The organism is Vibrio sp. 99-8-1 (assembly GCF_013114595.1).
In the GTDB taxonomy this organism is placed as follows: Bacteria; Pseudomonadota; Gammaproteobacteria; order Enterobacterales; family Vibrionaceae; genus Vibrio.
In genome coordinates, this window is sequence record NZ_VTXE01000052.1 from 1 (window position 1) to 24,580 (window position 24,580).

A 24,580-nucleotide genomic window follows, 5' to 3' on the forward strand; every position below is an offset into this window, starting at 1 on the left:
GGCACTGGAATTTGCCAGTGCGGGGTAAGCATATGTTTTATTGAGTTTCTATGTCAATAACTGACTGATGGTTTGCGATAGGTTTAGTGTTTTTACTACTTAAAGTACTTAAAAGGACAGGCAGCGCATCAGAAATAAGCTAGCAAGTAAAAAGCAACCTTTTCATTAAGCAACCTTCGTTGTTTATATACAGGAAAAGTAGAGTTCAGCTAGTGTCCATTTTCTAAAGCGACCGTCTCTTTTTCTGCTACCTTTAAATCAATAAATCGCTATCACAATGTTTTATATATGATTTTGTGATAGGTTATATTAAATTAGATTGATATGTGACGATTTAGAAATGTGTTATTTGGACATTTTGTCGTATAAGAATTGTTATGGCGCAAGGAATTATATATGAAACGAATCTTGATGATAATTGGGTTAGTTCTATTCTCAAATTCATCTCTAGCCGGAGAAAGAGAGGCTCTAGAGTTGCAAGTTGCAGAGTTAATGGGAGTTTCGAAGCTCGTTGATGATATAGTTTCAACATCTAAGAGCGAAATAGTTCGGCTGAATCCTTGGCTAGCACAGGCTTCGAAGGAGGCAAGTTTGGAGCCGTTTTTGCGTTTTAGCAAACAGAAGTATTTCAGTGCTTACATTGATGCTTACTCAGTTTACACAGATGATGAGTTAAGGAAATTATTGGATTTTTATCGTAGTGATATGGGACGTTGGTATCTAGAAAAAGGAATCGAGTATAACGAGGATGTTGTCGAACGATTTACAGAAGTTAGCGCAAGCATAAACGATGAATTTCTTGAGTATTTAAACAAGTTTCAGGAAGCGCCATAACAATAAATTTAAGCAGATTCGCAACGCTTGGCATTTCCGGTTTGAATTGGCTTAAGTGGTTACGGCACAATGGTTTAGGTATGTAGTAGCGTTACTCACTACTTAATTTGGCGTTATGGGCTTTGGTGAAAATGAATATGGAAATCACAATCAAGCGTATTGAAACAGAAAGCATTGAGGACAAAAGTATATTCGAGACTCTGTTCAAAGAGTATCTATCTGGATTCTCAGTTGAACTAGATCTCTCAGTAACTACTCAGCTATTTGCGTTGCCTTATTTCCACGGATTTATCAGTTTTGTCGACAATAAGCCTGCTGGTTTTGCGGTTTGCTTTGAATCGTTCTCAACTTATCGTGCGCAAAGAGTGATGAATATCCATGATTTTATGGTGTCGGACAACTTTCGTGGTAAGGGGGTTGGCAAGGCGCAACTGAACGGTATCGAACAGTATTGTCGTGATAATGATTACCTCAAAATCACATTAGAGGTCGGTGATAATAATTTTGCAGCTAAAAAGCTCTACAGCTCATTGGACTACGAAGATTACAGAGTAGTTTTGAAAGGGCAGCAGCATTGGCAAAAGTACCTCAATTAGCACGCACATAACAAACTGTTCAAGAGGGATTCGCAACGCGTGGCATTTTCACTATGCGTTGGTTTTAGTGTTTAAGGTGGTATGCAGCGGTATCGGTATTGCGTTGCTCACCCCTTAACAGGGCGTTATGTACTTTGGAGAAAATATGGAAGTAGTTGCCACTGAAAAACATGTATCAGAATATCCTAACCCGTTTTATCTGAAGCAAGATGATAAAGTAGCTCTAGGTGAAATTGACAATGAGTTTCCCAATTGGTTTTTTATAACCAGTGGTGAAGGGGAGCAGGGTTGGGCTCCAGTTCAATATATCGAAAAGATTGAAGGAAGCTCTGAAGGTCTGTTGCTTGAAGATTATGACAATGTTGAGCTCAATACTGTCATTGGTGAAAAGTTGTCAGTGCTATTTGAACTCAATGAGTGGTATCGAGTTTCGAGGTCAACGGGTGAAATTGGTTGGGTACCAGTGCGTTCGGTACAACGTACATAACAAACGCTTAAGACAGATTCGCAACACGTAGCATTTTCAGTATAGTGTTTTGTTTTAATTTCGTTGGCAGCGTTGTTCACCATTTAGCAGCGTTATGTGCTGTGCAAGGAGGCACAATGAACATAGGCATCTATATTTACCATCAAGCAGAAGTTCTTGATTTTGCAGGCCCATTTGAAGTTTTCAGCACTGCAAAAAGGTTGGGGGCTGATAGTTTAAACGTATTCCTCGTGTCAGAAAGTAATGAACCTGTTTTTGCTCGTGGTGGATTCAAAGTATTGCCTGACTATACGATACAGAACCACCCTCAAATCGATCTATTGGTTGTCGTTGGTGGGGTTCATACCACTGAAATGTGCAAGCCTAACATACTGAGTTGGTTGGCATCTATTGCCCCTCAAGCAAATGAAGTTGCGTCTGTTTGTACTGGGGCATTCCTTCTCGCTAAATCTGATTTACTTGATGGTCATACTGTTACTACTCACTGGGAAGATATCCCGGATTTATCTTCTCAGTTCCCTAACTTGAAGGTCATTGATAATCGACGTTGGGTAACGTCAGGAAAGTATACGACTTCAGGAGGGATATCCGCAGGTATTGATATGAGTTTACATCTTATATCTAAACATCACGGTTTAGAGTTTGCACAGACAGTAGCAAGGCAAATGGAGTACAACTGGCAAAATCGCACACAATAAGCGTTTAAGAGTAATTCCTTACGCTTGGCATTTGTGGTATGAATCAACTTTAGTATTTACTGCACAATGCGTTACGCCATTTTACCCGGTCTTATAGGCTTATAGGAAAAATTAAAATCATGAACTTTTTTGACTCTCCTTTTTCAGGTATCCCGCTAAAGAAACAGGTGACCAATCCTAATATCATCGTTGGCGAACATAGCTATTATTCCGGTTATTACCACAACCATAGCTTTGATGATTGTGCTCGTTATCTTAATCCCGACAGAGAGGATGTTGATAAGCTTATAATTGGCAATTACTGCTCGATCGGCTCGGGAGCCGTGTTTATGATGGCGGGCAACCAAGGCCATCGAAATGACTGGATCAGCACCTTTCCATTTTTCTATCAGGATAATGAAAACTTTAATCATGCTGACGATGGTTTTCAGTGTGCAGGAGACACTATCATTGGTCATGACGTTTGGATCGGATCTGAGGCTATGATTATGTCTGGTGTACAAATTGGGCATGGTGCAATCGTGGCCAGTCGTGCTGTCGTCACCAAGAATGTAGCACCGTACGAAGTGGTGGGGTCAAACCCAGCTAAACATATTAAGTTCCGTTTTACAGAGCACCAGATAGCTATGTTACTTGAGATGGAATGGTGGAACTGGCCAGAGCCCAAACTAAAAGGTTGTATGAAGCATCTATGCTCATCTGATGTTGAAAGTCTATATAAATATTGGCAATCTGACGTGCGCACATAACGAGGCGTTAATTACCAAGGAGGAAACGTTATGGAATTATGGAAGTTACTGTTCTTTATACCCGCATGTTTTGCACTCAATATGACGCCTGGCCCAAATAATCTATTGTCTATGAATAATGCGCGTTGTTACGGTTTTAAGTCCGCTTTTATCGCCGGTCTAGGTCGAATTGCCGCATTTTCTATCATGATCGCATTAGCCGCTTCAGGTTTAGCGGTTGTACTTTACACTTCTGAGACGCTATTCCTCACAATTAAAGTCGTCGGCGCGGCGTACTTATTGTGGATTGCTTTCAATCTATGGCGTTCAGAAGCCAGCCCAGTGACAAGAATAGAAAGTACTCGCAGTCGTTTTGGGTTAGCTAAGCAAGAGTTTTTATTAGCAGCAGGCAATCCTAAAGCCATTTTAATCTTTACTGCGTTTCTTCCTCAATTTGTTGATGTTTCAGCCAGTGTCAATGAACAGTTTTTCGTTCTCGGAAGCACTTTCTTAATATTGGAATTGGGGGCAATATCTATCTACGCCGTATTCGGAATATATCTAAGGCAGTGGTTCACGAAACCCAAGATGGCGAAGCGTTTTAATCGAGCATGTGCCACCTTTTTAGCCGTATCGGGTGCAAACTTGTTGGTTAGTCGTCAGTAGAGTGGAAAGATTATTTGGAGCCATCATGCTCATGGTTGGCTAAAACACAGAGGTAAAGTGTACGAGTAATGTTCCCAGTATAAATTGTCGTAAATATTCAATTATTCCTCGCTAAAAGCCATCATAATTTCGGCTATATATTTTCGATAAACAAGCGGTTGAATCAAACATGATCAGACAATACACACCGACAGACATTGAGCCAGTTCTGGATATTTGGCTTAAGGCATCAATAAAAGCTCACGATTTTGTAGCAGCAGAATTTTGGCAATCACAGCAAACCAATATGCGTGACACCTATCTGCCGGCATCAAAAAATTACCTATTTGAAATCGACTCTAAAGTTGTCGGATTTTACTCACTATACGACAACTTGTTAGCGGCAATTTTTGTGCTGCCAGAATATCAAGGTCAGGGTATTGGTAAGCAACTCATGGCTCATGCAAAAGAACAATGTTCAGCGTTAACCTTGAACGTATATAAAGACAATGACGCAACCTACAAATTCTATCTGTCCCAAGGATTTAAGGTGGATAATGAGCATATATGTGAGCATACTGGCTGTGCCGAATACGCTATGAGTATCAACGCATAACAAAGCGGTTGAAAATGATTCCCAACGGTTGGTATGTTTAGTTCCATCGTTGGGTTTTGCATTTACCGCATTAAATGCCAAGGAAAAAATAGCAAACATTATGTACATGATGAGCCGTTAAAGCGCCTATCTTAGGCTTACTGTAAAATCATAGCGGCTTGCCCTAAACATTTAATTTATCCGTACAGTTTGTGTACGAGGAACTGGTGAACAATGTGAGTTTGGCTACTTTATACATTTTTTCTGGCCTCCCTGCCTCCGGGAAATCGACACTTGCCAAGTTACTATCCGCTAAAACAGGTTCCATGTATGTACGTGTTGATACAGTAGAACAGGCGCTTAGAGATCTCTGCAATGTCAATGTAGAGGGAGAAGGCTATCGCCTTAGTTACAAAATCATTAAAGACAATTTAGAACTTGGTATTAGCTGTATTTCTGACTCTTGCAATCCTATTGAACTAACGCGAAATGAATGGCAAGAGGTAGCGGAAAGTGTTGATGCAACCTTCATCAATATTGAAGTATGCTGTTCGGATAGTCGAGAGCATGAGAAAAGAGTGAGCACTCGTCAAAGTGACGTCGAAAACCTAAAACTACCCAATTGGCAGCAAGTGCAAAACCGTCACTATGAAACATGGGAAACGGAAGTAATTAACATCGATACAGCAGGAAAAAGCATCCAATCATCGTTTGCGGAACTTGTTGAGAAGCTAGGTGTTTAAGACGGTATTTTGAGGTTACTTGGTTATATACCAAACTAGTATTAAACATTATGCAACCCCAGCTATAAACGCTGCATCAAACTAAGGATAGTAAATGTTATTCCCAGATAAAACAGGACTTATCGTTGTTGATGTGCAAGGTAAGCTTGCTCGATTAGTTCATGATAGCCAAACGCTAATTTCCAATTGTGAAAAATTGATTTTAGGAGCCAAAGCCCTTGGGTTACCTATTATCCTTCTCGAACAAAACCCCGACAAATTGGGCCGCACAGTAGAAGAGCTAACGGCTCACCTTGAAGACGTCAAACCAATATCAAAGTTTACGTTTAACGCTTGTGAGTCTCCCGACTTTCTAGCCGCTGTCAAAACCATGGATGTAGAGTCTTGGTTAGTTTGTGGTATTGAAGCGCATATATGTGTCTACCAAACGGCGCAAGGACTGACAGATTTAGGTATTCAAGTAGAGCTGGTGAGTGACTGTGTCTCCTCTCGCACTTTATCTAATGTGCAACTAGGCATAAACCGCTTAAAAGAAAGTGGCGTTGCCATCACAGGACTAGAGATGTGTTTATATCAACTGGTAAAAGACTGTAGATCCAGTGAGTTTAAGCAGATATTAAACCTCATTCGTTAAAGCCGTTTAAAGCACTTGGCATACCCAGTTCAAGACTAAGCTTCACGTTGACGGTCATAATGGTTTAGATTGGATAAGTTGGCCACATGGCTCATTACTTTAACGCGATGTTATAACCTTAGAGATAATCATGGAACTGAGACCATTTGAAAAGGAAGACTACAAACTACTCATTGATTGGATAGATTCCGACAAACTGAACTATCAATGGGGAGGCCCACATTTTCGTTTTCCTTTAAATCACCAGCAGATAACTCACCACTGTTCTAAACCTGAAGTCATTCCGTTTATCCTTGTTTCTGAGGGTAAAAACGCAGGTTATGTTGAGCTATTCAAACTATCAGAATCGCACTTTCGTATCTGTCGCGTGTTTATCTCCCGTTGCTTTCGTGGTCAAGGTATGTCAAAAGTCATGTTAAAGCAGCTAATGATATTAGCTCAAACCAAACACAATGCTCAATTGTTGTCGTTAGCTGTTTTTGAGCGCAACACGGTGGCCAAAAACTGTTATCAATCACTCGGCTTTCAAGTCACATCACATGAGTCGGGCACAAGGTCATTTGATGGTGAGGTTTGGCATCTTTTATTGATGGAAAAACAGTTATAGCAAGATAGTATGCATACTATTAACCTGTGTTGGCTTGTTCATCACGGTTAGTTGGTTTCAATATGAAGGGAAATAGATAATGCGAGAATCCTTACGCAGCAAAATAATTGAAGTATGTAATAAAAAAATTGAACAGAAAGGCGATAATGTCGGCGTCTCATTTTACGCATTTTTTGCAAATAAAAATGATGATCCTGAGTTGCTGATGGAAGCTGCAACATGGTGGATTAAAACTCACAAACTTGATCACTTTGAAAAAGCACATAAGATCATGGCGTTGATTAAATCAGAATAGTCATGGCACACCTTCTGTCTACCCAGATGCTGCGTAATAGGAAAAGAGACAGACAGCCATATGGAAATGGACATTAATATCGAATAAAGTTGAATGCGTTGCTCACCACTTAACAGAACACTATGTGTTATCATCTAACATCTCAAATATTAGAGCACAATCATGCAACCTATTCCTTTATTAAAGCAGCCTCGCATCTCCTGACGAACACAATGTTATTTCAATAGTTTCTTATTATTTAACATTAGCTTGAGGTCAAGTATGCAAAAAAAACACTGGTCAACATTCCAATTACTACACCAAGTCGTAACAAACCCGAACATCTCAATAAAAGGGACACACAGCTACTATAGTGACTGCTGGGACAACGGTTTCGAAGAGTCGGTAGTTAGGTATTTACACGGTGATGAAATCAGCCGCAATTGGCAACCCAGATGGGAAATCGATAAACTTTATATTGGTGACTATGTCTGTATTGGCGCCGAAGCCGTCATCCTGATGGGGGGGAACCATACTCATCGCGCTGATTGGTTCTGTTTATACCCATTTATGGACTTCATCGACGAGGCCTATATTGGCAAAGATGACACTCATATTGGCGACGGTTCATGGATTGGAATGAGGGCGATGATCATGCCAGGAGTCACCATTGGTGAAGGCGCAATCATTGCTGCCAATAGTGTGGTAACCAAAGATGTTGCTCCATATAGTGTCGTTGGCGGCTCACCGGCAAAACTGGTTAAATTTCGCTTTGAGTCATCGATCATCGAAGAACTCTTGCAGCTTGAGGTCTATAATTGGCCTGTAGAAAAATTTGAGGCATTAAAAAGGCATTTATGTGGCTCAGATATTCAACAACTTAAAAGCGCTATTTTAGCCTATGAGGCCGAAAAATAGCAGAACATACCAGAGTCAAAGCCAAGGCTTGGCTCTGGTGAACAGCTAGGTCACATCTCGACCTGCATTGCTGCTTCGGGAGAAGGTTTGATAGTCACTGCAAATTTAATTGAACAGTCGGATACATCAGAGCTGCTGGCTTTTGAACTTAAAAACCGTAAATGGTTCGAAAAACAGATCCCTCCGCGACTAGAGAGCTTTTACTCGCTGGCTGGCGTACAGTCTCAAATACAGGAGTTCCTCGACTTATATGAACAAGAAGCGATGGTTCCTATGCTACTACGAACCGAGCAAGGGCAAATTTGCGGACGTCTAAACTTACATATCAATAAAACGCAATCAAATACAGGGGTTATAGGTTACCGAATAGGAGAAGCCTATACCCGCCAAGGCGTAGCAACACAAGCGGTTAAATTGATTCAGGAGTATATCGTAGAATATACTGAGGTAACGGAATTACGAGCCATAGCATTAACAACCAATCTCGGCTCTATTAAGGTACTAGAAAAGAGTGGATTTAAACCCCTAGAATTCATCAAAAATTACGCACTGTTAAATGGTCGTCATGTGGATGCAAATGAGTATGTTTGGAATGTGGCGAGCGAAAAGTAAAAAGATATCGTTACAGCACAGAGACAAGTGAAGTCCATCAACCAAGGTTAACAAATGAAGCAAAATATTGTACATATCGCGTTGGTAGTAAAAGACTACGATGAAGCGATAGACTTTTACGTAAACAAACTGAAATTTGAGCTTATTGAAGATTCCTATCAACCCGAGCAGGACAAACGTTGGGTTGTGGTAGCACCACCAAACTCACACGGGACAGCGTTACTATTAGCAAGAGCATCAAAGCCCGAGCAGTTGGATTTTATTGGTAACCAAGCGGGTGGACGCGTGTTCCTCTTTCTTAATACTGATGATTTCTGGCGAGATTATGAACGCATGAAAACCGAAGGAATTGAGTTTGTTCGTGCTCCCAAAGAACAAGATTATGGAACCGTTGCCGTGTTTAAAGACCTTTATGGCAACCAGTGGGATCTTCTCCAACTGAATCCTGATCACCCAATGGCAAACAGATAACCTCAATAGGCGAGACTCGATGAAAAAGTTGTACCATATTATCAACCAGAGTGAACTGGATAACATACTTAAAAACAAGCTTTATACACCCGATAGTCTCAATACTGAAGGCTTTGTGCACCTCGCCTACTACCATCAATTAGAAACGATTCTGAGCCAATTCTTCCCCGAAGCAACGGGAATATGTTTACTTGAAATAGATCCAACTAAACTCGACTTCGATGTTAAGGATGAAGCGCCAGTAGGAATAGAAAATGATGGCAATCTGTACCCTCACCTTTATGGCCCAATTCAAACAAAGGCGCTATGTTCAGTTTATAAACTAATCATTAGTTCCACGGGACAATTTCAAACAGAAAATGTTGTGGATTGCTCCTGAGAGCAAGCAAAAGTAACGAACCAAAGAGGTTAAGATCATAAGCTAAATAGGCACCTTCACTAAAATCCTTCATCTGTTCAGTGTTATTTCCTAACTTTGTTACTTTTTCTAGCCATTAGTTTCACTTTTTAATTCGAGCAGGTTTTAAAACTAGAATATATGATCATTTATGGTCATATGAATTGAAAAAATACAAATATGCGAGATAATTAGCCTAATGTTAATACATTGTTAAGCTAAAAGTGTAAACACACAAGGAATCGTTATGGACATGGAAAACAAGTTTCTGATAGAAGCGTTTCAAACACCTGAAAGCATTGCTCCTCAGCTTTCCCCTTACTTTGACAACCTACCTACCGACAAATATGTTGATAGCGATCACCGCTATCGCGCTTATGCCCGCTTTCAACTCTGCGATAGCACATTAACAAGGTTACCGCATAGTACATTTATCCAATCGTCAAAATTTAACCGAATTGTCGGAGATGTAGAGAGAGATTTTGCCGAAATGGATAATGAGATGATAGAAACACCGTATTTTCAGCATATCTTAAAATCATTTATGCAGCGCACAGGAACAGATAAAGATCACTCTGTCGTAGACGTCCATCAAATACGAGTCACCTGCGATTCCGATGCGACAAGCGCCCCTGCTCCAGAAGGTATCCACCAAGATGGTTATCGGTTCGTGGGTATTTTCTGTGTACAGCGAAAAAACATCACTGGTGGATTTACGCAGATTTTCATGTCGCCAGTCGAGCAACATCCTCATTTAAACACCGTGTTAGAAGAGAACCAGTTCGTCATTCTTAATGACTCACGATTCTTCCACCATATATCTGAAACCCTTTCCAGTGAAGCTGGCCAAAAAGGAGTACGTGATGTCTTCGTATTTACCGCTTAATAAAGAGAGCGTCACTGCACTGCGCAAACATTTTCCGGCGCTACAAGCCATCAACAATGGACTCTCTCCTGTCTATTTTGATGGCCCGGGTGGAACCCAACTTCCGCAATCGGTCATTGACGGTTTTGCGGCGTATTTTAGTCAAGGGAACTCCAATTTGGGTGGTCAATTTTCAGTAAGCGAAAATACCGTTAACTTGGTGGATACCTGTAGACAAAAAGCCGCGACCCTATTTGGTGCACATTCAAAAGATGAAATGGTGTTTGGTGCAAACATGACCACGTTGACGTTTCACTTGAGCCGTGCCGTTAGCCAAGAGTGGCAACAAGGTGACGAGATTATTCTCAGTGATGCGGACCACGGGGCAAACCGCTCATCTTGGGCAATGGCAGCGGAAGATAAAGGGGTCAAAGTACATTACTTACCAATTAAAGACAGCCGTTGTAACTTAGATCTAGATAAACTGCACTCGTTGCTAAATGAGAGAACACGCCTTGTGGCCATCACTGCTGCAAGTAACTTATCGGGCACAATTGTCGATATAGAGAAGGTTACTGAGCTTGCGAAAGCACATGGCACTGTAGTCTTTATTGATGCGGTTCATCTACTGCCGCACCAACTTCTTAACGTACAAAAATTAGGCGCTGACTTTGTAGCAGGTTCTGCCTATAAGTTTTTTGGGCCTCATTTGGGGGTACTGTATGGTCGTAAGGCTCTGTTAGAAAAATACCAACCATACAAAGTAGAACCAGCACCGTTATACGCGCCAAACTGTTGGGAAACAGGAACGTTGAATTTTGAGGCTCTGTCAGCCTTCTCCAAAGCGATTGATTATCTCGCCTCACTGGGTGAAGGAGACAATTTACGTTCTCAGCTTGAGTCGGCTTACTTAAATATCCATCAATATGAAACGTCCCTATCCGCCTATTTCCTTAAGCATTTAGCGCAAATCCGTGCCAATGAATCTTTAACTATTGAGCTTTTTGGTCAGCAAACAGAAAGTGATAGAACGCCAACATTCGCTCTTCGTTTTGGGGATATTTCCCCCGCGGAGGTTGCCGCTCATTTGGGTGAGCAAGAGATATACACATGGAGTGGCCATTTATACGCGGACAGATTAACCGACGCACTCAATGTAACCGATAAAGGTGGAATACTTAGGGTGGGCTTAATGCATTACAATAGCCAACAAGAAATTGATCTGTTTTTTACTGCCTTGCGTAAGGCGTTAGCAACCGTATAGATCAATCAATAAAATTATATAAAAACAAAAAATTACACACTGCCACACCTATTTGTAGCAGTGTGTATTATCGCTAACTAGGGTCAAGACAAGATCCCCTCGCTTTAATAAAAATCGATAAACAAAACGCTAGCTCAAGGGTAACTGGGTACCCGTTTTGATCTCTTTAACCGAGATATTAGACTGAATTGCACTCACTCCTTTTACACGCCTTAATGCGCTAATACGCTCGAAATACTCATCCAAATCTCGTGCGACCACTTGTACGATATAATCGGCGCTTCCTGCAATACAGTGCCCCATTAATATCCAGTCGGTTTCCTTTATAAACTCTTCTATCGGATCGGTATTTTGCACTTCATGACTTCCCAATGTCACCAAGGTAAAACCAGATACCTGAAAGCCCATTTTTTTACGATTAATCAACGCTGCATAGCCGTCAATATAACCTGCCTCTTCCATCCTTTTCCAACGTCGCCAACAAGGCGTTTCACTCAAATTAACCTTCTCTGCCAACTTGGTATTACTCATGCGCCCATCGTGTTGGATATTCTTTAAAATTGAGATATCCAAATCATCCAGCTCATCATTAGGGAATTCTTTCTTTTTCATAGTCAATCCAGAAATATTTTGCTCAATACATGCCATATGGTAGCGCAACTAGCAATTTAATTCCTGCCGTATTCTGTACACTTATTGGACTTTATATTCGGTAGCTTCAAGGTGCAGGATTCAACACAACATTTTGAGGTCACTTGAGTGATTAACTGACTCACAAGGAGTAAACCAATGAGTGCTCAACTAATGACGGCGCTTGTGCTGTTCGCTATTTCTATCTCCATCACACCTGGTGCTGGAAATATTGCACTGCTAGGGATATCAAGCAGATATGGTTTTGCCGCTGCCATGCCATTCGTGTTAGGCAATGCAGTCGGAATCATTATCGTACTTGCAGGATCGAGCGTCGGTTTGGTCGGACTATTTACCGTCTACCCTTCGCTGCATGCTATTTTAAAATTCGTTGGAGCGGCTTACTTACTGTATTTAGCGTGGTCTATCAGTAAGCAAAAAATAGATACGTCAATTTCTAGCCACCCTTCCGGCTTTTTGTCCGGAGTATTCATTCAAGTAGTCAACCCGAAAGGTTGGGTTGCCGCATTGACTGTTTTCTCTCAGTTTATCTCTTCAACAGATAACTATTTGTTACAGGTGTTGATCATTATTACCACCATGATGATGTGCGGTTTAATAAGTATGGTTTTATGGGCCTACTTTGGCAGCATGATAAAAGGCTTTATACAGTGTCAAAAAAAGATGGTGATCGTCAATCGATGCTTAGGAGGAACCTTAGTATTAGTGGTGCTATCTATGTTGAGCCAACCAATATAAAAAAGCCTACAACCTTTGATAGCGTTGTAGGCGACAATATCGAAACGATAACCGTACGCAAAAAACTTTATGCAGCTTTACTCGCCATAAATATCAAAGCTAAAGTATTTGGCTGCTATTTTGTCGTAAGTACCATTCGCGCGGATTTCAGCAATTGCTTTACTAAACTTCTCGGCAAGTTGTTTGTCTTGTTTTCTTAGAGCAAGTGCTGTTCCTTCACCAATATAGGCTTTATCGGTCACTGGCTCTCCTTTAAACTCAAACCCTTTCCCTTCTTCTTTCTCAAGGAAAGCTAATGCAAGCTGATCGGAATTACCAAATGTGACGTCCAAGCGACCATTTTGCATATCAAGATAGACTTCATCCTGACCTGTATAACGTTTAATTTCAGCCACATCCGCAAACTTGTCCGTTACATAGCGATCATGAATCGTGCCCTGCTGCACACCAATCACTTTGTCCTTTAATCCCTGCTTACTGATCTCTATTTGGCTGGCTTGTTTTGCCACAAATCTTGCCGGTGTTTGGTAGTACTTATCAGTAAATAAGATACGTTGTTTACGCTCTTCCGTAATACGCATCGACGCCATAATGACATCCGATTTACGCGCCAACAAACTCGGAATCAACGCATCCCAGCTTTGAGATACCCAAGTACATTCCAGTTTGGCTTGAGCACAAAGCGCATCGGCAATTTCTATATCAAAACCAACAGGGGTACCTTGTGCATTTTTATAGTTAAATGGAGGATAGGTAAAATCTGAAGCGAGTCTCACTTCTTTTGCCACAGCAACAGAACTTAATAAACTAACCGCACAAGCAGCAATAATGGTGATCTTTTTCATTTTCAATTCCTTTGAATATATCTATAACCGTTGATCTAGTTGTATTTTTTAAGAGCATCTATGAGCTCTTTCATACTCTCTTCTGTACCGATAGTAATACGTACACAATTTCTTAACGCAGGTTCATGATGCTGATTTCGCGTTACAATTCCTTGTTGTTTCAAGTATTCAAACAGATCAACACCTGCGTTTGCTCGTAACAACACAAAGTTTGTTGATGATGAATACACCGTCTCTATGGTGTCTATTTTTCTTAACTCTTGTGCAAACCACTCTCTGGTTTTAATCAACTGCTTGGTGACTTGAGCAACCGTGGATAAACCTTCACTAGAGAGCGCTTTTAATACAATTTGCGCAGAACAGTCAGGGATCGGGTATGGCGGTATCAGCTTTTCAACATAGTCCATGACACTGCGATCAGAAATAATGAACCCACATCTCACTGCTGCCAATCCAAACGCTTTTGATAAAGTGCGAATAACAATTAAATTTGGGTAACGATCCATTAATGAAAGTACACTACTTTCTAGTTCAAACTCTATATACGCTTCATCAACCACCACTAATGCTTCTTCTCTTGTCCCCTCCAATACACGAACAATATCGTCGTGGGCAATAACATTACCTGTGGGGTTATTGGGCGAGCAGAGGAACACTAAATTCGCGTTTTTAGCCGCAGCGATCACTTCCTCTGTATTGAGACTGAAATCCCTCAGCAATGGAACGTCGATAGTGTTAATCGCTAATGCGTCGGCACAAAACTCATACATGGCGTATGTCGGAGAACAAATCACTATCTGATCATGCCCGGGCTGACAAAATGCACGAATAAGAAGATCAATGGCTTCATCAGCACCACGTACCGCTACCGTAGGCTTATCTATCTTGGTATAACCTTGGTATGCTTTAGCAATATCTTGTGGTAAAAAATCGGGATAACGATGATAACCATTTGCCGAATCATCGTACCCTATCGCTGTTTCGAGTTCATTTGCATTCAGCCAAATTCGCCCTGCCCCACCGATACGCCGAGCGGATTGGTATGGTATTAATTTTTTTACGGACTCTGGTACTAAACGGCTTGCTAATGAAGACAAATTCATCACCCCATCAAAATAATTAGTCACTATTTATTAATATTTTTTCACTTTCTAGCGAGTTTAATAGCAATAAATGAATATAGATAACACATTCAAACAAATACTTGTTGAAAAATGAAACGATTTAAATACATACTAGCCATGTATTATTTTCATAGCTAAGTAATGCATTTCCCGATACCGTGACAGAGTAAGGCACCGATAAACAATGAACCGTTCGCTCCCTGCAATTAAAACGCTGCATGCTTTTTTAGTCACAGCAGAAAGCCTCAACTTTACCCACGCTGCGCAGCAATTAAATTTAACGCAAGGTGCAGTTAGTCGTCAGGTTCAAACCTTAGAAGAGTATGTCGGTACTGCACTGTTTTATCGTCATGCAAGAGGGTTATCATTAACTCAGAAAGGCGCGGTATTACTGCCATTAATCAAAGAAAACCTAGCATCACTCCACCACTCACTGGCTCTGGTTTCATCGTCTCCAACTAAAATCAACCTCAATGCGCCTAGCTGCATTACCTCTTGGTTGCTCCCTAGACTAATGACCTTTCAGCAACAGCAACCCAAGATCGACGTGGAACTCACATCAACCATTAATCATAAATATGAGCCCAACTTTGATCCATTTGACGCGGTAATTGTATACGGCAAAGAGCCAAAACAGCCTTCGATAAAGTGTCATTTACTGTTTGATGAACATCTTACTCCCATTTGTCGCACCGATGTCTGGGATTCCAACTCTCATCAAAGTGATGACGATCTATCGCGCTATACATGGCTTCACTCCAATGCTGAGCAAAGTGATTGGCGCTTATGGCTAAGTCATTTAGCAAGAACGGATTTAACCAGCAAAAACAACCAAGTATTCTCTACTTTGGATCAAGCAATGAATGCTGCTATGCAAGGGTTTGGAGTGGTAATTGGTGACATAACGTTGGCCAAAAATGACCTTGAGCTTGGTCGAGTAATCGCACCCTATCCACAATCTGTTGCCACCGGAAACAGTTACTATCTACTGCAGCCTAAAACTCAAAATAACGATTCACTAAATTTGCTGATTAAATGGTTACTGCAGTCACCGCAACCTTAATAAAAGCTGATCGGTAAATAAAAGTCGATCTCAAACTTTTCATCATGTTCGATAAAATGATTTTTCAAGTAGTGGGCATAAGCAGGTGTGGTCTGCATTTTAAAACCTGAGGCTGGCAGCCAGTGCTCTAAGATCAAACTGAGTTGAGGCAATAACTCACCATACTTTCCGGTTAACCGAAATACCGCATGTAAGCCGCCGGGAATCGTAAACTGATTAATAATACCTCGCTTATAAATAGGTTTATCGATAGCGATACAAGCCACGTAACGACACTGCTGTAGATCAACCCATGCAGGATTTGAATGATGCAGACCAAACTGAGAGCGACTGCTGCGCCCTTCACTCTTCGCCCACGCAAGCAGCAAATCCCAAGCCTGCTTTATTGAGCGGCCATAACCAGTATGCCGCACATAAGCGACGTACCTTTCAGGAACCTCGACAATACGAGCTTTGGGTAAGCTATCCACGGCAATACGTTGATAGCTTTCGGCTATCTCTGGATCGGATAAGTAGGGCTTACTCTCTTCCTGAGGTTCGTATTTACGCCACTCTCCCGGTGACATAGAAAACTGAGATTTAAATGCACGACTAAATGATGAGACTGAACTAAAACCCGACTTGTTAGCAATGTCCACCACCGTAGCCTTAGTATCGAACATCAACTGGTTGGCCGCGTACTCTAATCGTGTACGGCGAATATACTGATGTACAGGCTCTCCGACCACCAGCTTAAATACGCGATGAAAATGCTGTTCAGAATAAGCAGAACGTTTTGCTAACTCACCCGCGTTAAGCTCTCTGCTGATATCCTGATGAATGTAAAATAGCACATCATTAATTCGGCTTAATTGTATTGAATCGCTCATAATCTGTTACTCATCCGTGGTGACATTTAGCATAAACGGACAATATTTATAGCATAAACGGACATGTATTGCTGACATAGTAATAGTATTCTATTAAAAACAATTTAGTGGGAACTCAAAATGGAAATAGCACGCTCATTGCAACAAATTCAATCTTCTTATATTCGGGAAATTTTAGAAGCCGCCAGTGACAAAAGTGTTATTTCTCTTGCAGGAGGGTTGCCTGATCCTGAAACTTTCCCAATTGAACTCATGCAACCCGTACTAGCTGGACTTACAAGTACCCCTGAGGTGTTTCAATACGGAAATACCGAAGGCTATGCCCCACTGTTAGATTACTTAACGGACTTATACCAACTGCCTGAGCATCATAAAGCCGTTGTGTGTACAGGTTCTCAGCAAGGGCTTGATCTTATTGCTAGAGCCTATATAAACCCCGGTGACAAAATCGTAATGGAGGCACCAAGCTACCTAGGTGCAATGCAGGTTTTTGGTCTGGTTGAAGCCGATATTTTAACCGTGCCACAAAATCATCATGGTCCTGATTTGGAGGCACTAGAGGCACAATTTTGCCAACATGATATTAAACTGTTCTATGCGGTTCCTGATTTTCATAACCCAACCGGTGTGTGCTGGTCTCTCGCGGTGAGAGAACGAGTAGCGCAGCTGTGTATTCAATATGACGTCGCGCTCGTTGAAGACGCCCCCTACAGAGAGCTAAGGTTTACCGGAGAAGCGCTGCCTATGGTATCCAGCTTCTGCCCTGATCACGCTATCGTACTCCGTTCATTTTCTAAAATTGCCTCCCCCGGCTTACGTCTTGGCGTCGCAACAGGGAAAGCCCGTTTCATAGACCCAATGATTAAAGTAAAGCAAGGAGCCGATCTTCATTCCAGCGTTCCTATGCAAGCTCTATTACTGGGTTTACTAAAAAACAAACAATTTGAACAGCACTTGATGTCAATCCGAGAACTGTACCAGTCACGATATGAGCAACTGGTAGCCTCTTTACACAACAGTCTACCTGATGGCTGTAATCTCAATGCTGTAGAAGGTGGCATGTTTGTCTGGCTGACCATTCCAGATTGCGACACCTTGCAGCTGGCTAAACGCTGTTTAGACAATAAAGTCGCCGTGGTTCCTAGTCGTGTATTTTACCCTGCTAATGTTGACGATCAGGCGGCATTGCGACTTAACTTTACTAACTCTTCCTCAGAAGAGTTAACCAAAGCAGTAGAGAGTTTGGCCACGGTATTAAGCCATCAGTAATACTTAGTGATCTACTCTCCAAGTTCGGCCATAACGAAATCAATAAAGCTACGTACTTTAGCCGACATATGCTTACGACTTGGGTAGACCATATAAATACCAATCTCAATCTTAGGATAATCAGCAAGTAGCTCAACCAATTGTCCTGTTTCTATCTCATCACTGAGACAGAAACAGGGCAGTCGACAAATCCCCTGACCTGCAACAGCCAAGGCCAACGTCATGGAAGAGTTATTGGTCAATACATGACCATCAACATGAACCTGAATCGAATGACCATCCTTATCGTAGTATTGCCAAACATTCGGTTGCCTAAGATTGCTATAACTCATCACTTTGTGTCGATCCAAGTCATAAGGCGTCTCTGGAGTGCCATGCTTTTTTAGGTAATCTGGTGATGCTAATGTCAGCGCTGTTGAACGTCTAATCTGTCGACTGATTAAACTTGAGTCTTCTAGCTGAGCCGTCGCTCTGATAACCACATCAAAACCGTCCGAGACCATATCAACCTTGCGATCATCTAAGTCGATCTCTAAAGAGATTCGGGGATATTTTTCAGTAAATTTTGCCAGCACCGGGCGCAAGATTGAGACCCCAAAACTCACCGGGCAGCTCACTCTTAATGTTCCTCTCGGCTCACCATACTTGCCACTTATCGCATTCTCCGCTTGTACAGCATCTTCAATGATTTGCTGGCACTGTTGATAATACAGTTGTCCTTCAGGTGTTAAATTCAGCGTTCTGGTGGTTCGTTGCATTAAACGTACCCCTAGCCTCTCCTCTAACTTACTCACCTCTTTACTGATAAATGAGGTTGAGTGGCCTGTTTTTTCTGCCGCAAGGGTAAAACTGCCCGCTTTTACCACTTCTGTAAATATCACCATGCCATCGAGCAAATTTCTCTGCGCCATGCGTATTTTCTCCCATCAGATAGTGCCATTCCGAGTCATATGGAAATAATCATTCCTCATTTGCCATATTAATAACAAATTGAGTTAAGTCTATAGTGTATTCACACAAACGCTCAATATAAAAATTTTTTACAAAGGTGACTAATATGAAAGTACTCGCATTCGCAGCCAGCAGCAGCAGAAACTCCATTAACCAAACGTTAGCAAATTACGCCGCATCGCAAATTGCTGGGGCGCATGTTGAACGACTTGATATAAACGACTACGAAATGCCTATCTTCAGCGAAGATAGAGAGAAAGAGTTGGGTCAACCTGAATTGGCACACGCTTTCTTCAACAAAATTGGTCAAGCTGATGTATTAGTCATTTCATTTGCAGAACATAACGGCTCTTACACCGCTGCGTATAAAAACCTATTTGATTGGACATCCAGAATTGATCAAAAAGTGTTTCAAAACAAAAAAGTGGTTTTGCTTGCGACCTCTCCAGGTCCCGGTGGTGCTGCTAATGTTCTTGCCGCCGCGCAAGGCTCTGCGCCCTATTTCGCTGCCGAAGTAAAAGGAGCGCTATCAGTACCAAGTTTCTACGACAATTTTGATATGGAAACGAGCCAACTCACCAATGCGGACCTACAACAACAGCTAAAGGCGATCGTTTCAGAAATCTAACCGCTCTCTCGACAATGATAAGTGAATGGCGCTTACTATAGAGAAGCGCCTCAATTTCTGCTAGTTTCTACTCCATCAGTATAAAATAACGGATTATGATGGATCAGCTCATTACACAACTTCAGGCATACTTCTCGCTTCAACAAAACCAATGGGGGAATGACGTACTCGTTATTACTTGCATCAGTTTCGTTGCTTGGATTGGTTGGAAAATCCTCTATAGCCGCCTTGAATTGATTGCCGAAAAGACCAAACTCAACTGGGATAACGTGGTAATTAGCTCCCTAAAAACCCCCATCAGTAGCTTAATTTGGCTCTGGCCTGCCACGGTATCTATTGGCCTGATATTGCAAAGTTATGTCAATCACACCCTCGATTGGCTGAGCACCTTAAAAATCCTGCTGGTGATTGTTATCTTCATCTGGATAACTATTCGCCTTGTTAACAATATCGAAGAACAGTTTCTTAAAGAAAAAAAGCGCGATGAAACGACCGTACAGGCCATTGCTAAAGTAATTCGTTTACTGTTTATCGTGATGGGCTGCCTCTCTGTCATGCAGACTCTAGGCTTAAGCCTGTCAGGTTTACTTACCTTTGGTGGGGTGGGTGGTTTGATTGTCGGTTTGGCCGCAAAAGATCTGCTTTCTAACTTTTTTGGCGGCATGATGATCTATTTTGATCGCCCTTTTAAGGTTGGCGACTGGATACGTTCGCCTGATAGACAGATTGAAGGAACGGTGGAGCGCATTGGTTGGCGAATGACCATCATACGAACATTCGATAAACGTCCTATTTACGTGCCTAATTCCGTATTCAGTAGTATTGTGGTGGAGAACCCTTCTCGCATGCTCAATCGCCGAATATATGAAACCATCGGCCTACGCTATGATGATACCCATAAGATCGATGCGATAATTAAAGATGTAAAGTTGATGCTGGAAAACCACCCTGATATTGACTCGAAGCAGACCCTAATCGTTAATTTTAACGCGTTTGGCCCATCGTCTTTGGATTTCTTTGTTTATACCTTTACCAAGACGGTCAACTGGGTTCGCTTTCATGAAGTGAAGCAAGATGTGCTACTAGAAATCATGGCAATTATTCATAAGCACAACGCCGATGTTGCGTTCCCGACGCAGACTCTGAAAATAGAGCAGACACCTGAACCGCAAACCTTGATGCAGCAGTAGATTTAAAGCAAAAAGCGCCCAACGAAACGATTCGTTGGGCGCTTTTTATTATCTATTGTTTGCTTATTTTAACTGTTGTTCAACCAGCGTTTGCCAGTAGTTAACCCCTTTAACAAGGATGTTATCATTAAAGTCATAATGCGGGTTATGTAGTGCTGTACCACCGCACTCTCCTTGGCCATTTCCAACCAAAATATAACAGCCTTTCACTTCTCTCAGCATAAAGGAGAAGTCTTCGCTAATGGTAAACGGGTCGCAGTTATCAACAACATTCTCTTCTCCCACCACCGCCGCAGCCGCTTTCACAGCATGAGCTGTCTCTTCCGGTGTGTTAATGGTAGATAGGAAAGTATTAATAAACTCATATTCGTACTCCACACCAGCAGACATACATTGACCAGCAACCACTCTTTCGATCGCCTTTTCAATTTTATGAAGTGCCGTATCCGTAAAGCTGCGAGTGTCACCCTTAATTTTTACGCGCGATGGAATAACATTCACGGTGCCGTTGGTGGCAAATTCCGTCACCGAAATAACCGCAACTTCATCAATAGAACTAAGATGACGAGAGACAATGGTTTGAATTGCCGTCACGACTTGCGCACCGACAACAATAGGGTCGGTTCCCATATGTGGTAGAGCAGCGTGTCCACCTGTGGCAATAATATCTATCTCAAAACTGCTTTCACTGGCCATAATAGAGCTAGGACGAGTGACGAACTTCCCTTCAGGAATTCCGGGTAAGTTATGCATCGCATAAACTGCATCAATGTTCCAGCGTGTAAATAGCCCATCAGCAATCATGGCTTTAGCGCCAACACCGTGTTCTTCACCCGGCTGAAAGATAAAATAAACCGTACCGTCAAAATTGCGTGATTCCGATAATACTTTTGCCGCACCAAGTAACATTGACGTATGACCATCATGTCCACAAGCATGCATAACGCCTTCATGTACTGAAGCGTAATCAAAAGTGTTTTTCTCTTCTATGTGAAGCGCATCCATATCGGCTCTAAGACCGATAGAGCGTTCGCTATCGCCACACTTTAAGATCCCTACCACACCTGTTTTACCAATGTTGCGATGTACTTCCAGACCAAACTCTTCCAGCTTTTCAGCAACAAATGCAGATGTTAGCACTTCTTCGAAACCAAACTCAGGGTGCTTATGAATATGGTGACGCCATTCGATAACTTGTTGTTCAATTGTCATCCGAACCTCTCACATAGATGTCGTTATATGTATAAATAACTGTAGATATAAATGAGCCCCTGCACTTTAAAAAGTCAGGGGCTATGTCTTATAACTGATTAGTAATTAGCCTACTTGATCAGCTTTCTCTAACTCAATTTTAGTTTGCTCGTCAGCAGCAACTTGTACTGGTTCATCAGCAAACTCTTCACGGAACATCTTGAATGTACTCCAGATACATAGGAAAAGTACAAACATCAGTGGAAGAGCAAATATCAGACTGATACTTTGCAGCATGTCGATACCTGTTTTGGTTGTCATCATCAGTGTAAGAGCCATTGCACACTGAGCGATAACCCAGATGATTTTCATTTTGTTACTTGGGTTCTCAGAACCATCTTCACACATACTTGCCAACGTAAACGTTGAGCTGTTAAGCGATGTGATGAAACAAGTAAATAGAGCAATAACAACACCAATTGAGATAACTGTACCCATTGGGTAATCTTGAAGCACAATAAATGTAGCGGCTTTAGACGATGCAGCAGCAGCTTTCAGTACTTCCGGCTCAGACTGGATACCAATTGTTCCGAAGAACGCAACCCAGATGAAGATACCGATACATGGGATAATCATAGAGCCTAGTACGAATTCGCGTACTGTACGACCTTTAGATACACGTGCAATGAACGGACCTACAAACGGTGCCCATGCAATCGCCCAAGCATAGTAGTAGATAGGCCAGCCACGGATCCAACCCGCTTCTTCTTCTGCTGCAAACGTAGGTAGCATTAGACCATCTTGGAAGAAGTCATTTAGGTAGTTACCAATCGAATCAAAGTAAACGTTGATCATGGTTGTAGTAGGACCAACAATCGCAACAAGTAGAATCAAACCAACCAACAAGTATGCGTTGTAGTCAGAAAGAAGCTTGATACCTTTTTCTAGACCCGTCGTTGTACAAATAATCGTGATTAACGCAACTACACCAACAAGCAGGAAGATAACCCATGGAGCATCCGGCGTACCGAATAGGTAAGAGAAACTAATACCTAAAGACAGACCTGTTTGACCAAGAGACGTAGAGATACCTGCAATCGCACCAAATACACAAATAAGGTTAACAATTTTACCTAAGTTGCCGTTCGCTTTACCACGACCCCAAGGGATTAGAATGTTACTGATTAGGCCACTCTCTTTTCTACGGTACATAAGGTAACCAAGAACAAGACCTACAACAGAGAACGCAGCCCAAGCTTGAATACCTTGGTGAATAAAGCTTTGCTTCATTGCGAACTCAGCTGCTTCAGCTGTTTGTGGGTCAATACCTGTTGTAGATAGTGGGTTCATATAGTGGTAAACAGGTTCTGCAACACCCCAGTAAAGCATTACTGTACCCATACCAGCGGAGAACAGCATACCGATCCATGAGAAGGTGCTAAATTCAGGTTTAGCATCATCTGGGCCAAACTTGATGTTGCCGTATTTACTAAACGCGAAGAAGAACATTAGCATTACATAAGCAAATGAGCCGGCCATATATATCCAACCAAATGTATCCGTTAGATAGTTCATAGTGCCAATACCTACTGAGTACAGTTTATCTGGGAATAAGATACCTGCTGCTACAATAAGCAAGATAAAGCCAATAGTACTGGTGAACAGCATACGGCCTTGTTTTAGTTGTGGTTGATTCGCTGACATTATCAGTTCTCCTGCGAATTATTTAATTACGATGAGTTCTGGTTCAGCACGCTCGCTTAACCATTCCGCACCATCTTCTGTGATTACGATGTTTTCTTCATGAACCATAGACTTACCAGGTGCGTACACCATGCCTGGTTCCAGTGTCATTACCATGCCAGGTTTCAGCACAGTGTTGTCTGTTGCGGTGTTAGAAGGACGCTCTGTCAGTTCCATACCTAAACCGTGACCAAGACGACCTACGTCTCACGTACTGCGCCCGTATCAATGATAAGCACATCGCCATGTTCAATAACGCGATCAGTTGGACCCATAATGATGCTGTCATAACCATCTGGGCCTGAGCCTGCAATGATATACGGACATTCATCTGCGCCTTCTAAAAGCATATCAATACGGAACTGCTTACAGATTTCACGCTCAGACATACCCGCTTTGGCGTATTCCGGAATTTTTGCAAAACCCACGTTAGTGATGCGGCAGATCTCGCGTGTTTTTTCGATTTCAGCTTGAGATTTAATTTGACGAAGCTCGTGAACGGCAAGAGAAACATCAACAAACTCTTTTTTCACCATAGTGGTTAACGCAAGGTAGTTGTTCACTGGCATACGTAGGTGAGATTCGATACCAAGAGTGGCACCAACACGACCGTGCTTACATGGTAGTGAGTTCAATACACTTGCAACTAGGCTGATACCGTCATCTTCTGGACGTGGTGATGGCCAAGTGATGATGTTATCAATCCAAGTTCCCGCCATGCCGCTTGCGCCGATTTCAGGAATAATAGCGGTAGGTTTACCTTCAGCTGGAACCACAACAAACCAAGGACGAGTAGGGCTATGCCAGAATTGCGTATGAAAGCCGGTAAAGTAACGAACGTTCGGCTCAGTGGTAAAAATCATCGCATCTAGCTTCTGCTCGTGCATGATTTTTTGAGCTCTTTGTGTTCTGTTTTCAAATTCGGCTTGTTCAAAGCCTCTGTTTAGAAA

29 protein-coding genes and 2 pseudogenes are annotated in these 24,580 nt (G+C 42.0%); 23 read left to right on the forward strand and 8 right to left on the reverse strand.

What is annotated here, in order from left to right; genetic code table 11:
• Positions 1-396 precede the first annotated feature (396 nt).
• The 18 genes and pseudogenes from F0227_RS20510 (at position 397) to F0227_RS20595 (ending at position 11,368) form a co-directional block, all read left to right on the forward strand.
• Entirely contained in the window at positions 397-834 is a 438-nt protein-coding gene (locus F0227_RS20510) for a DUF2059 domain-containing protein (RefSeq protein WP_171755119.1), read from the forward strand.
• Positions 835-971: 137 nt separating this feature from the next.
• Positions 972-1,430, forward strand: coding sequence for a GNAT family N-acetyltransferase (locus tag F0227_RS20515; protein WP_171755120.1), 459 nt, complete (start codon positions 972-974; stop codon positions 1,428-1,430).
• Positions 1,431-1,445: 15 nt separating this feature from the next.
• Positions 1,446-1,548: pseudogene (locus tag F0227_RS21865) on the forward strand (DUF3265 domain-containing protein).
• Between the two features lie 27 nt (positions 1,549-1,575).
• Positions 1,576-1,917, forward strand: a complete 342-nt coding sequence (locus tag F0227_RS20525) for an SH3 domain-containing protein (protein ID WP_171755121.1) — start codon at positions 1,576-1,578, stop codon at positions 1,915-1,917.
• Between the two features lie 116 nt (positions 1,918-2,033).
• Complete coding sequence (locus F0227_RS20530; RefSeq protein ID WP_171755122.1) at positions 2,034-2,615, forward strand: DJ-1/PfpI family protein; 582 nt, start codon at positions 2,034-2,036, stop codon at positions 2,613-2,615.
• A 119-nt stretch (positions 2,616-2,734) separates the two neighbouring features.
• Complete coding sequence (catB, locus tag F0227_RS20535) at positions 2,735-3,364, forward strand: type B chloramphenicol O-acetyltransferase (protein WP_171755123.1); 630 nt, start codon at positions 2,735-2,737, stop codon at positions 3,362-3,364.
• Positions 3,365-3,394: 30 nt separating this feature from the next.
• Positions 3,395-4,009: a LysE family translocator gene (locus tag F0227_RS20540; protein WP_171755124.1), complete on the forward strand. Its 615-nt coding sequence runs from the start codon at positions 3,395-3,397 to the stop codon at positions 4,007-4,009.
• A gap of 169 nt (positions 4,010-4,178) precedes the next feature.
• Positions 4,179-4,604, forward strand: a complete 426-nt coding sequence (locus tag F0227_RS20545; RefSeq protein ID WP_171755125.1) for an N-acetyltransferase — start codon at positions 4,179-4,181, stop codon at positions 4,602-4,604.
• A 215-nt stretch (positions 4,605-4,819) separates the two neighbouring features.
• Positions 4,820-5,326: an AAA family ATPase gene (locus F0227_RS20550; RefSeq protein ID WP_171755126.1), complete on the forward strand. Its 507-nt coding sequence runs from the start codon at positions 4,820-4,822 to the stop codon at positions 5,324-5,326.
• Positions 5,327-5,420: 94 nt separating this feature from the next.
• Entirely contained in the window at positions 5,421-5,960 is a 540-nt protein-coding gene (locus F0227_RS20555; protein ID WP_171755127.1) for an isochorismatase family protein, read from the forward strand.
• A 130-nt stretch (positions 5,961-6,090) separates the two neighbouring features.
• Entirely contained in the window at positions 6,091-6,567 is a 477-nt protein-coding gene (locus F0227_RS20560; RefSeq protein WP_171755128.1) for a GNAT family N-acetyltransferase, read from the forward strand.
• A gap of 79 nt (positions 6,568-6,646) precedes the next feature.
• Positions 6,647-6,862, forward strand: a complete 216-nt coding sequence (locus F0227_RS20565) for a DUF6500 family protein (RefSeq protein ID WP_171755129.1) — start codon at positions 6,647-6,649, stop codon at positions 6,860-6,862.
• A 261-nt stretch (positions 6,863-7,123) separates the two neighbouring features.
• A complete protein-coding gene (locus F0227_RS20570) occupies positions 7,124-7,759 on the forward strand; it encodes a CatB-related O-acetyltransferase (protein ID WP_171755130.1) in 636 nt (211 codons plus the stop codon).
• 87 nt (positions 7,760-7,846) lie between these two features.
• Positions 7,847-8,371: a GNAT family N-acetyltransferase gene (locus F0227_RS20575; RefSeq protein ID WP_171755131.1), complete on the forward strand. Its 525-nt coding sequence runs from the start codon at positions 7,847-7,849 to the stop codon at positions 8,369-8,371.
• 54 nt (positions 8,372-8,425) lie between these two features.
• Positions 8,426-8,842, forward strand: a complete 417-nt coding sequence (locus F0227_RS20580) for a VOC family protein (RefSeq protein ID WP_171755132.1) — start codon at positions 8,426-8,428, stop codon at positions 8,840-8,842.
• A 19-nt stretch (positions 8,843-8,861) separates the two neighbouring features.
• Complete coding sequence (locus tag F0227_RS20585) at positions 8,862-9,221, forward strand: DUF952 domain-containing protein (RefSeq protein WP_171755133.1); 360 nt, start codon at positions 8,862-8,864, stop codon at positions 9,219-9,221.
• A gap of 265 nt (positions 9,222-9,486) precedes the next feature.
• Positions 9,487-10,125, forward strand: coding sequence for a 2OG-Fe dioxygenase family protein (locus F0227_RS20590; protein WP_171755134.1), 639 nt, complete (start codon positions 9,487-9,489; stop codon positions 10,123-10,125).
• Positions 10,103-11,368 carry a cysteine desulfurase-like protein gene (locus F0227_RS20595; RefSeq protein ID WP_171755135.1) on the forward strand — a complete coding sequence of 422 codons (1,266 nt, stop codon included), beginning with the start codon at positions 10,103-10,105 and terminating at the stop codon, positions 11,366-11,368. The genes F0227_RS20590 and F0227_RS20595 overlap by 23 nt, the downstream gene beginning before the upstream one ends.
• Before the next feature lie 129 nt (positions 11,369-11,497).
• On the opposite strand, the gene F0227_RS20600 is transcribed toward F0227_RS20595, so the two are convergent.
• Complete coding sequence (locus F0227_RS20600) at positions 11,498-11,980, reverse strand: Lrp/AsnC family transcriptional regulator (RefSeq protein ID WP_171755136.1); 483 nt, start codon at positions 11,978-11,980, stop codon at positions 11,498-11,500.
• Positions 11,981-12,157: 177 nt separating this feature from the next.
• Between F0227_RS20600 and F0227_RS20605 the strand changes: the two genes are divergently transcribed.
• The gene (locus F0227_RS20605) at positions 12,158-12,757 is read left to right on the forward strand and encodes a LysE family translocator (RefSeq protein ID WP_171755137.1); all 600 of its coding nucleotides are present in this window, start codon (positions 12,158-12,160) and stop codon (positions 12,755-12,757) included.
• 77 nt (positions 12,758-12,834) lie between these two features.
• Here F0227_RS20605 and F0227_RS20610 read toward each other — a convergent pair whose 3' ends face one another.
• Positions 12,835-13,602, reverse strand: a complete 768-nt coding sequence (locus F0227_RS20610) for an ABC transporter substrate-binding protein (RefSeq protein WP_171755138.1) — start codon at positions 13,600-13,602, stop codon at positions 12,835-12,837.
• Between the two features lie 35 nt (positions 13,603-13,637).
• Entirely contained in the window at positions 13,638-14,705 is a 1,068-nt protein-coding gene (hisC, locus tag F0227_RS20615; RefSeq protein WP_171755139.1) for a histidinol-phosphate transaminase, read from the reverse strand.
• A 205-nt stretch (positions 14,706-14,910) separates the two neighbouring features.
• On the opposite strand from hisC, the gene F0227_RS20620 reads away from it, so the two are divergent.
• A complete protein-coding gene (locus F0227_RS20620; RefSeq protein ID WP_171755140.1) occupies positions 14,911-15,789 on the forward strand; it encodes a LysR substrate-binding domain-containing protein in 879 nt (292 codons plus the stop codon).
• Here F0227_RS20620 and F0227_RS20625 read toward each other — a convergent pair.
• Positions 15,786-16,658 (reverse strand): GyrI-like domain-containing protein, encoded by an 873-nt coding sequence (locus F0227_RS20625; RefSeq protein WP_171755141.1) that lies wholly within the window; start codon positions 16,656-16,658, stop codon positions 15,786-15,788. The genes F0227_RS20620 and F0227_RS20625 overlap by 4 nt on opposite strands.
• A gap of 120 nt (positions 16,659-16,778) precedes the next feature.
• Here F0227_RS20625 and F0227_RS20630 point away from each other — a divergent pair, with 120 nt between their 5' ends.
• The gene (locus F0227_RS20630) at positions 16,779-17,927 is read left to right on the forward strand and encodes a PLP-dependent aminotransferase family protein (protein WP_171755142.1); all 1,149 of its coding nucleotides are present in this window, start codon (positions 16,779-16,781) and stop codon (positions 17,925-17,927) included.
• An 11-nt stretch (positions 17,928-17,938) separates the two neighbouring features.
• Here F0227_RS20630 and F0227_RS20635 read toward each other — a convergent pair whose 3' ends face one another.
• A complete protein-coding gene (locus tag F0227_RS20635) occupies positions 17,939-18,838 on the reverse strand; it encodes a LysR family transcriptional regulator (protein WP_171755143.1) in 900 nt (299 codons plus the stop codon).
• Positions 18,839-18,984: 146 nt separating this feature from the next.
• Between F0227_RS20635 and F0227_RS20640 the strand changes: the two genes are divergently transcribed.
• Positions 18,985-19,506 carry an NADPH-dependent FMN reductase gene (locus F0227_RS20640; protein WP_171755144.1) on the forward strand — a complete coding sequence of 174 codons (522 nt, stop codon included), beginning with the start codon at positions 18,985-18,987 and terminating at the stop codon, positions 19,504-19,506.
• 98 nt (positions 19,507-19,604) lie between these two features.
• Complete coding sequence (locus tag F0227_RS20645) at positions 19,605-20,696, forward strand: mechanosensitive ion channel family protein (RefSeq protein ID WP_171755145.1); 1,092 nt, start codon at positions 19,605-19,607, stop codon at positions 20,694-20,696.
• A 63-nt stretch (positions 20,697-20,759) separates the two neighbouring features.
• On the opposite strand, the gene F0227_RS20650 is transcribed toward F0227_RS20645, so the two are convergent.
• From F0227_RS20650 to F0227_RS20660, 3 genes and pseudogenes are all read right to left on the reverse strand, one after another.
• A complete protein-coding gene (locus tag F0227_RS20650; RefSeq protein ID WP_171755146.1) occupies positions 20,760-21,908 on the reverse strand; it encodes a M20 aminoacylase family protein in 1,149 nt (382 codons plus the stop codon).
• 105 nt (positions 21,909-22,013) lie between these two features.
• Positions 22,014-23,591, reverse strand: a complete 1,578-nt coding sequence (locus F0227_RS20655) for a BCCT family transporter (protein WP_171755147.1) — start codon at positions 23,589-23,591, stop codon at positions 22,014-22,016.
• A gap of 18 nt (positions 23,592-23,609) precedes the next feature.
• Positions 23,610-24,580: pseudogene (locus tag F0227_RS20660) on the reverse strand (Xaa-Pro peptidase family protein); the annotation flags it as partial.

Excerpts from the sequence above, each read along its gene's own strand:
- F0227_RS20525 (WP_171755121.1), top strand. The coding sequence starts at position 1,576 with ATGGAAGTAGTTGCCACTGAAAAACATGTATCAGAATATCCTAACCCG.
- F0227_RS20585 (WP_171755133.1), top strand. The coding sequence starts at position 8,862 with ATGAAAAAGTTGTACCATATTATCAACCAGAGTGAACTGGATAACATA.
- F0227_RS20595 (WP_171755135.1), top strand. The coding sequence starts at position 10,103 with ATGTCTTCGTATTTACCGCTTAATAAAGAGAGCGTCACTGCACTGCGC.
- F0227_RS20650 (WP_171755146.1), bottom strand. The coding sequence starts at position 21,908 with ATGACAATTGAACAACAAGTTATCGAATGGCGTCACCATATTCATAAG.
- F0227_RS20560 (WP_171755128.1), top strand. The coding sequence starts at position 6,091 with ATGGAACTGAGACCATTTGAAAAGGAAGACTACAAACTACTCATTGAT.
- F0227_RS20510 (WP_171755119.1), top strand. The coding sequence starts at position 397 with ATGAAACGAATCTTGATGATAATTGGGTTAGTTCTATTCTCAAATTCA.
- F0227_RS20590 (WP_171755134.1), top strand. The coding sequence starts at position 9,487 with ATGGACATGGAAAACAAGTTTCTGATAGAAGCGTTTCAAACACCTGAA.
- hisC (WP_171755139.1), bottom strand. The coding sequence starts at position 14,705 with ATGAATTTGTCTTCATTAGCAAGCCGTTTAGTACCAGAGTCCGTAAAA.
- F0227_RS20605 (WP_171755137.1), top strand. The coding sequence starts at position 12,158 with ATGAGTGCTCAACTAATGACGGCGCTTGTGCTGTTCGCTATTTCTATC.
- F0227_RS20555 (WP_171755127.1), top strand. The coding sequence starts at position 5,421 with ATGTTATTCCCAGATAAAACAGGACTTATCGTTGTTGATGTGCAAGGT.
- F0227_RS20600 (WP_171755136.1), bottom strand. The coding sequence starts at position 11,980 with ATGAAAAAGAAAGAATTCCCTAATGATGAGCTGGATGATTTGGATATC.
- F0227_RS20540 (WP_171755124.1), top strand. The coding sequence starts at position 3,395 with ATGGAATTATGGAAGTTACTGTTCTTTATACCCGCATGTTTTGCACTC.
- F0227_RS20580 (WP_171755132.1), top strand. The coding sequence starts at position 8,426 with ATGAAGCAAAATATTGTACATATCGCGTTGGTAGTAAAAGACTACGAT.
- F0227_RS20625 (WP_171755141.1), bottom strand. The coding sequence starts at position 16,658 with ATGAGCGATTCAATACAATTAAGCCGAATTAATGATGTGCTATTTTAC.
- F0227_RS20655 (WP_171755147.1), bottom strand. The coding sequence starts at position 23,591 with ATGTCAGCGAATCAACCACAACTAAAACAAGGCCGTATGCTGTTCACC.
- F0227_RS20565 (WP_171755129.1), top strand. The coding sequence starts at position 6,647 with ATGCGAGAATCCTTACGCAGCAAAATAATTGAAGTATGTAATAAAAAA.
- F0227_RS20530 (WP_171755122.1), top strand. The coding sequence starts at position 2,034 with ATGAACATAGGCATCTATATTTACCATCAAGCAGAAGTTCTTGATTTT.
- catB (WP_171755123.1), top strand. The coding sequence starts at position 2,735 with ATGAACTTTTTTGACTCTCCTTTTTCAGGTATCCCGCTAAAGAAACAG.
- F0227_RS20570 (WP_171755130.1), top strand. The coding sequence starts at position 7,124 with ATGCAAAAAAAACACTGGTCAACATTCCAATTACTACACCAAGTCGTA.
- F0227_RS20630 (WP_171755142.1), top strand. The coding sequence starts at position 16,779 with ATGGAAATAGCACGCTCATTGCAACAAATTCAATCTTCTTATATTCGG.
- F0227_RS20640 (WP_171755144.1), top strand. The coding sequence starts at position 18,985 with ATGAAAGTACTCGCATTCGCAGCCAGCAGCAGCAGAAACTCCATTAAC.
- F0227_RS20545 (WP_171755125.1), top strand. The coding sequence starts at position 4,179 with ATGATCAGACAATACACACCGACAGACATTGAGCCAGTTCTGGATATT.
- F0227_RS20620 (WP_171755140.1), top strand. The coding sequence starts at position 14,911 with ATGAACCGTTCGCTCCCTGCAATTAAAACGCTGCATGCTTTTTTAGTC.
- F0227_RS20515 (WP_171755120.1), top strand. The coding sequence starts at position 972 with ATGGAAATCACAATCAAGCGTATTGAAACAGAAAGCATTGAGGACAAA.
- F0227_RS20645 (WP_171755145.1), top strand. The coding sequence starts at position 19,605 with ATGGATCAGCTCATTACACAACTTCAGGCATACTTCTCGCTTCAACAA.
- F0227_RS20635 (WP_171755143.1), bottom strand. The coding sequence starts at position 18,838 with ATGGCGCAGAGAAATTTGCTCGATGGCATGGTGATATTTACAGAAGTG.
- F0227_RS20610 (WP_171755138.1), bottom strand. The coding sequence starts at position 13,602 with ATGAAAAAGATCACCATTATTGCTGCTTGTGCGGTTAGTTTATTAAGT.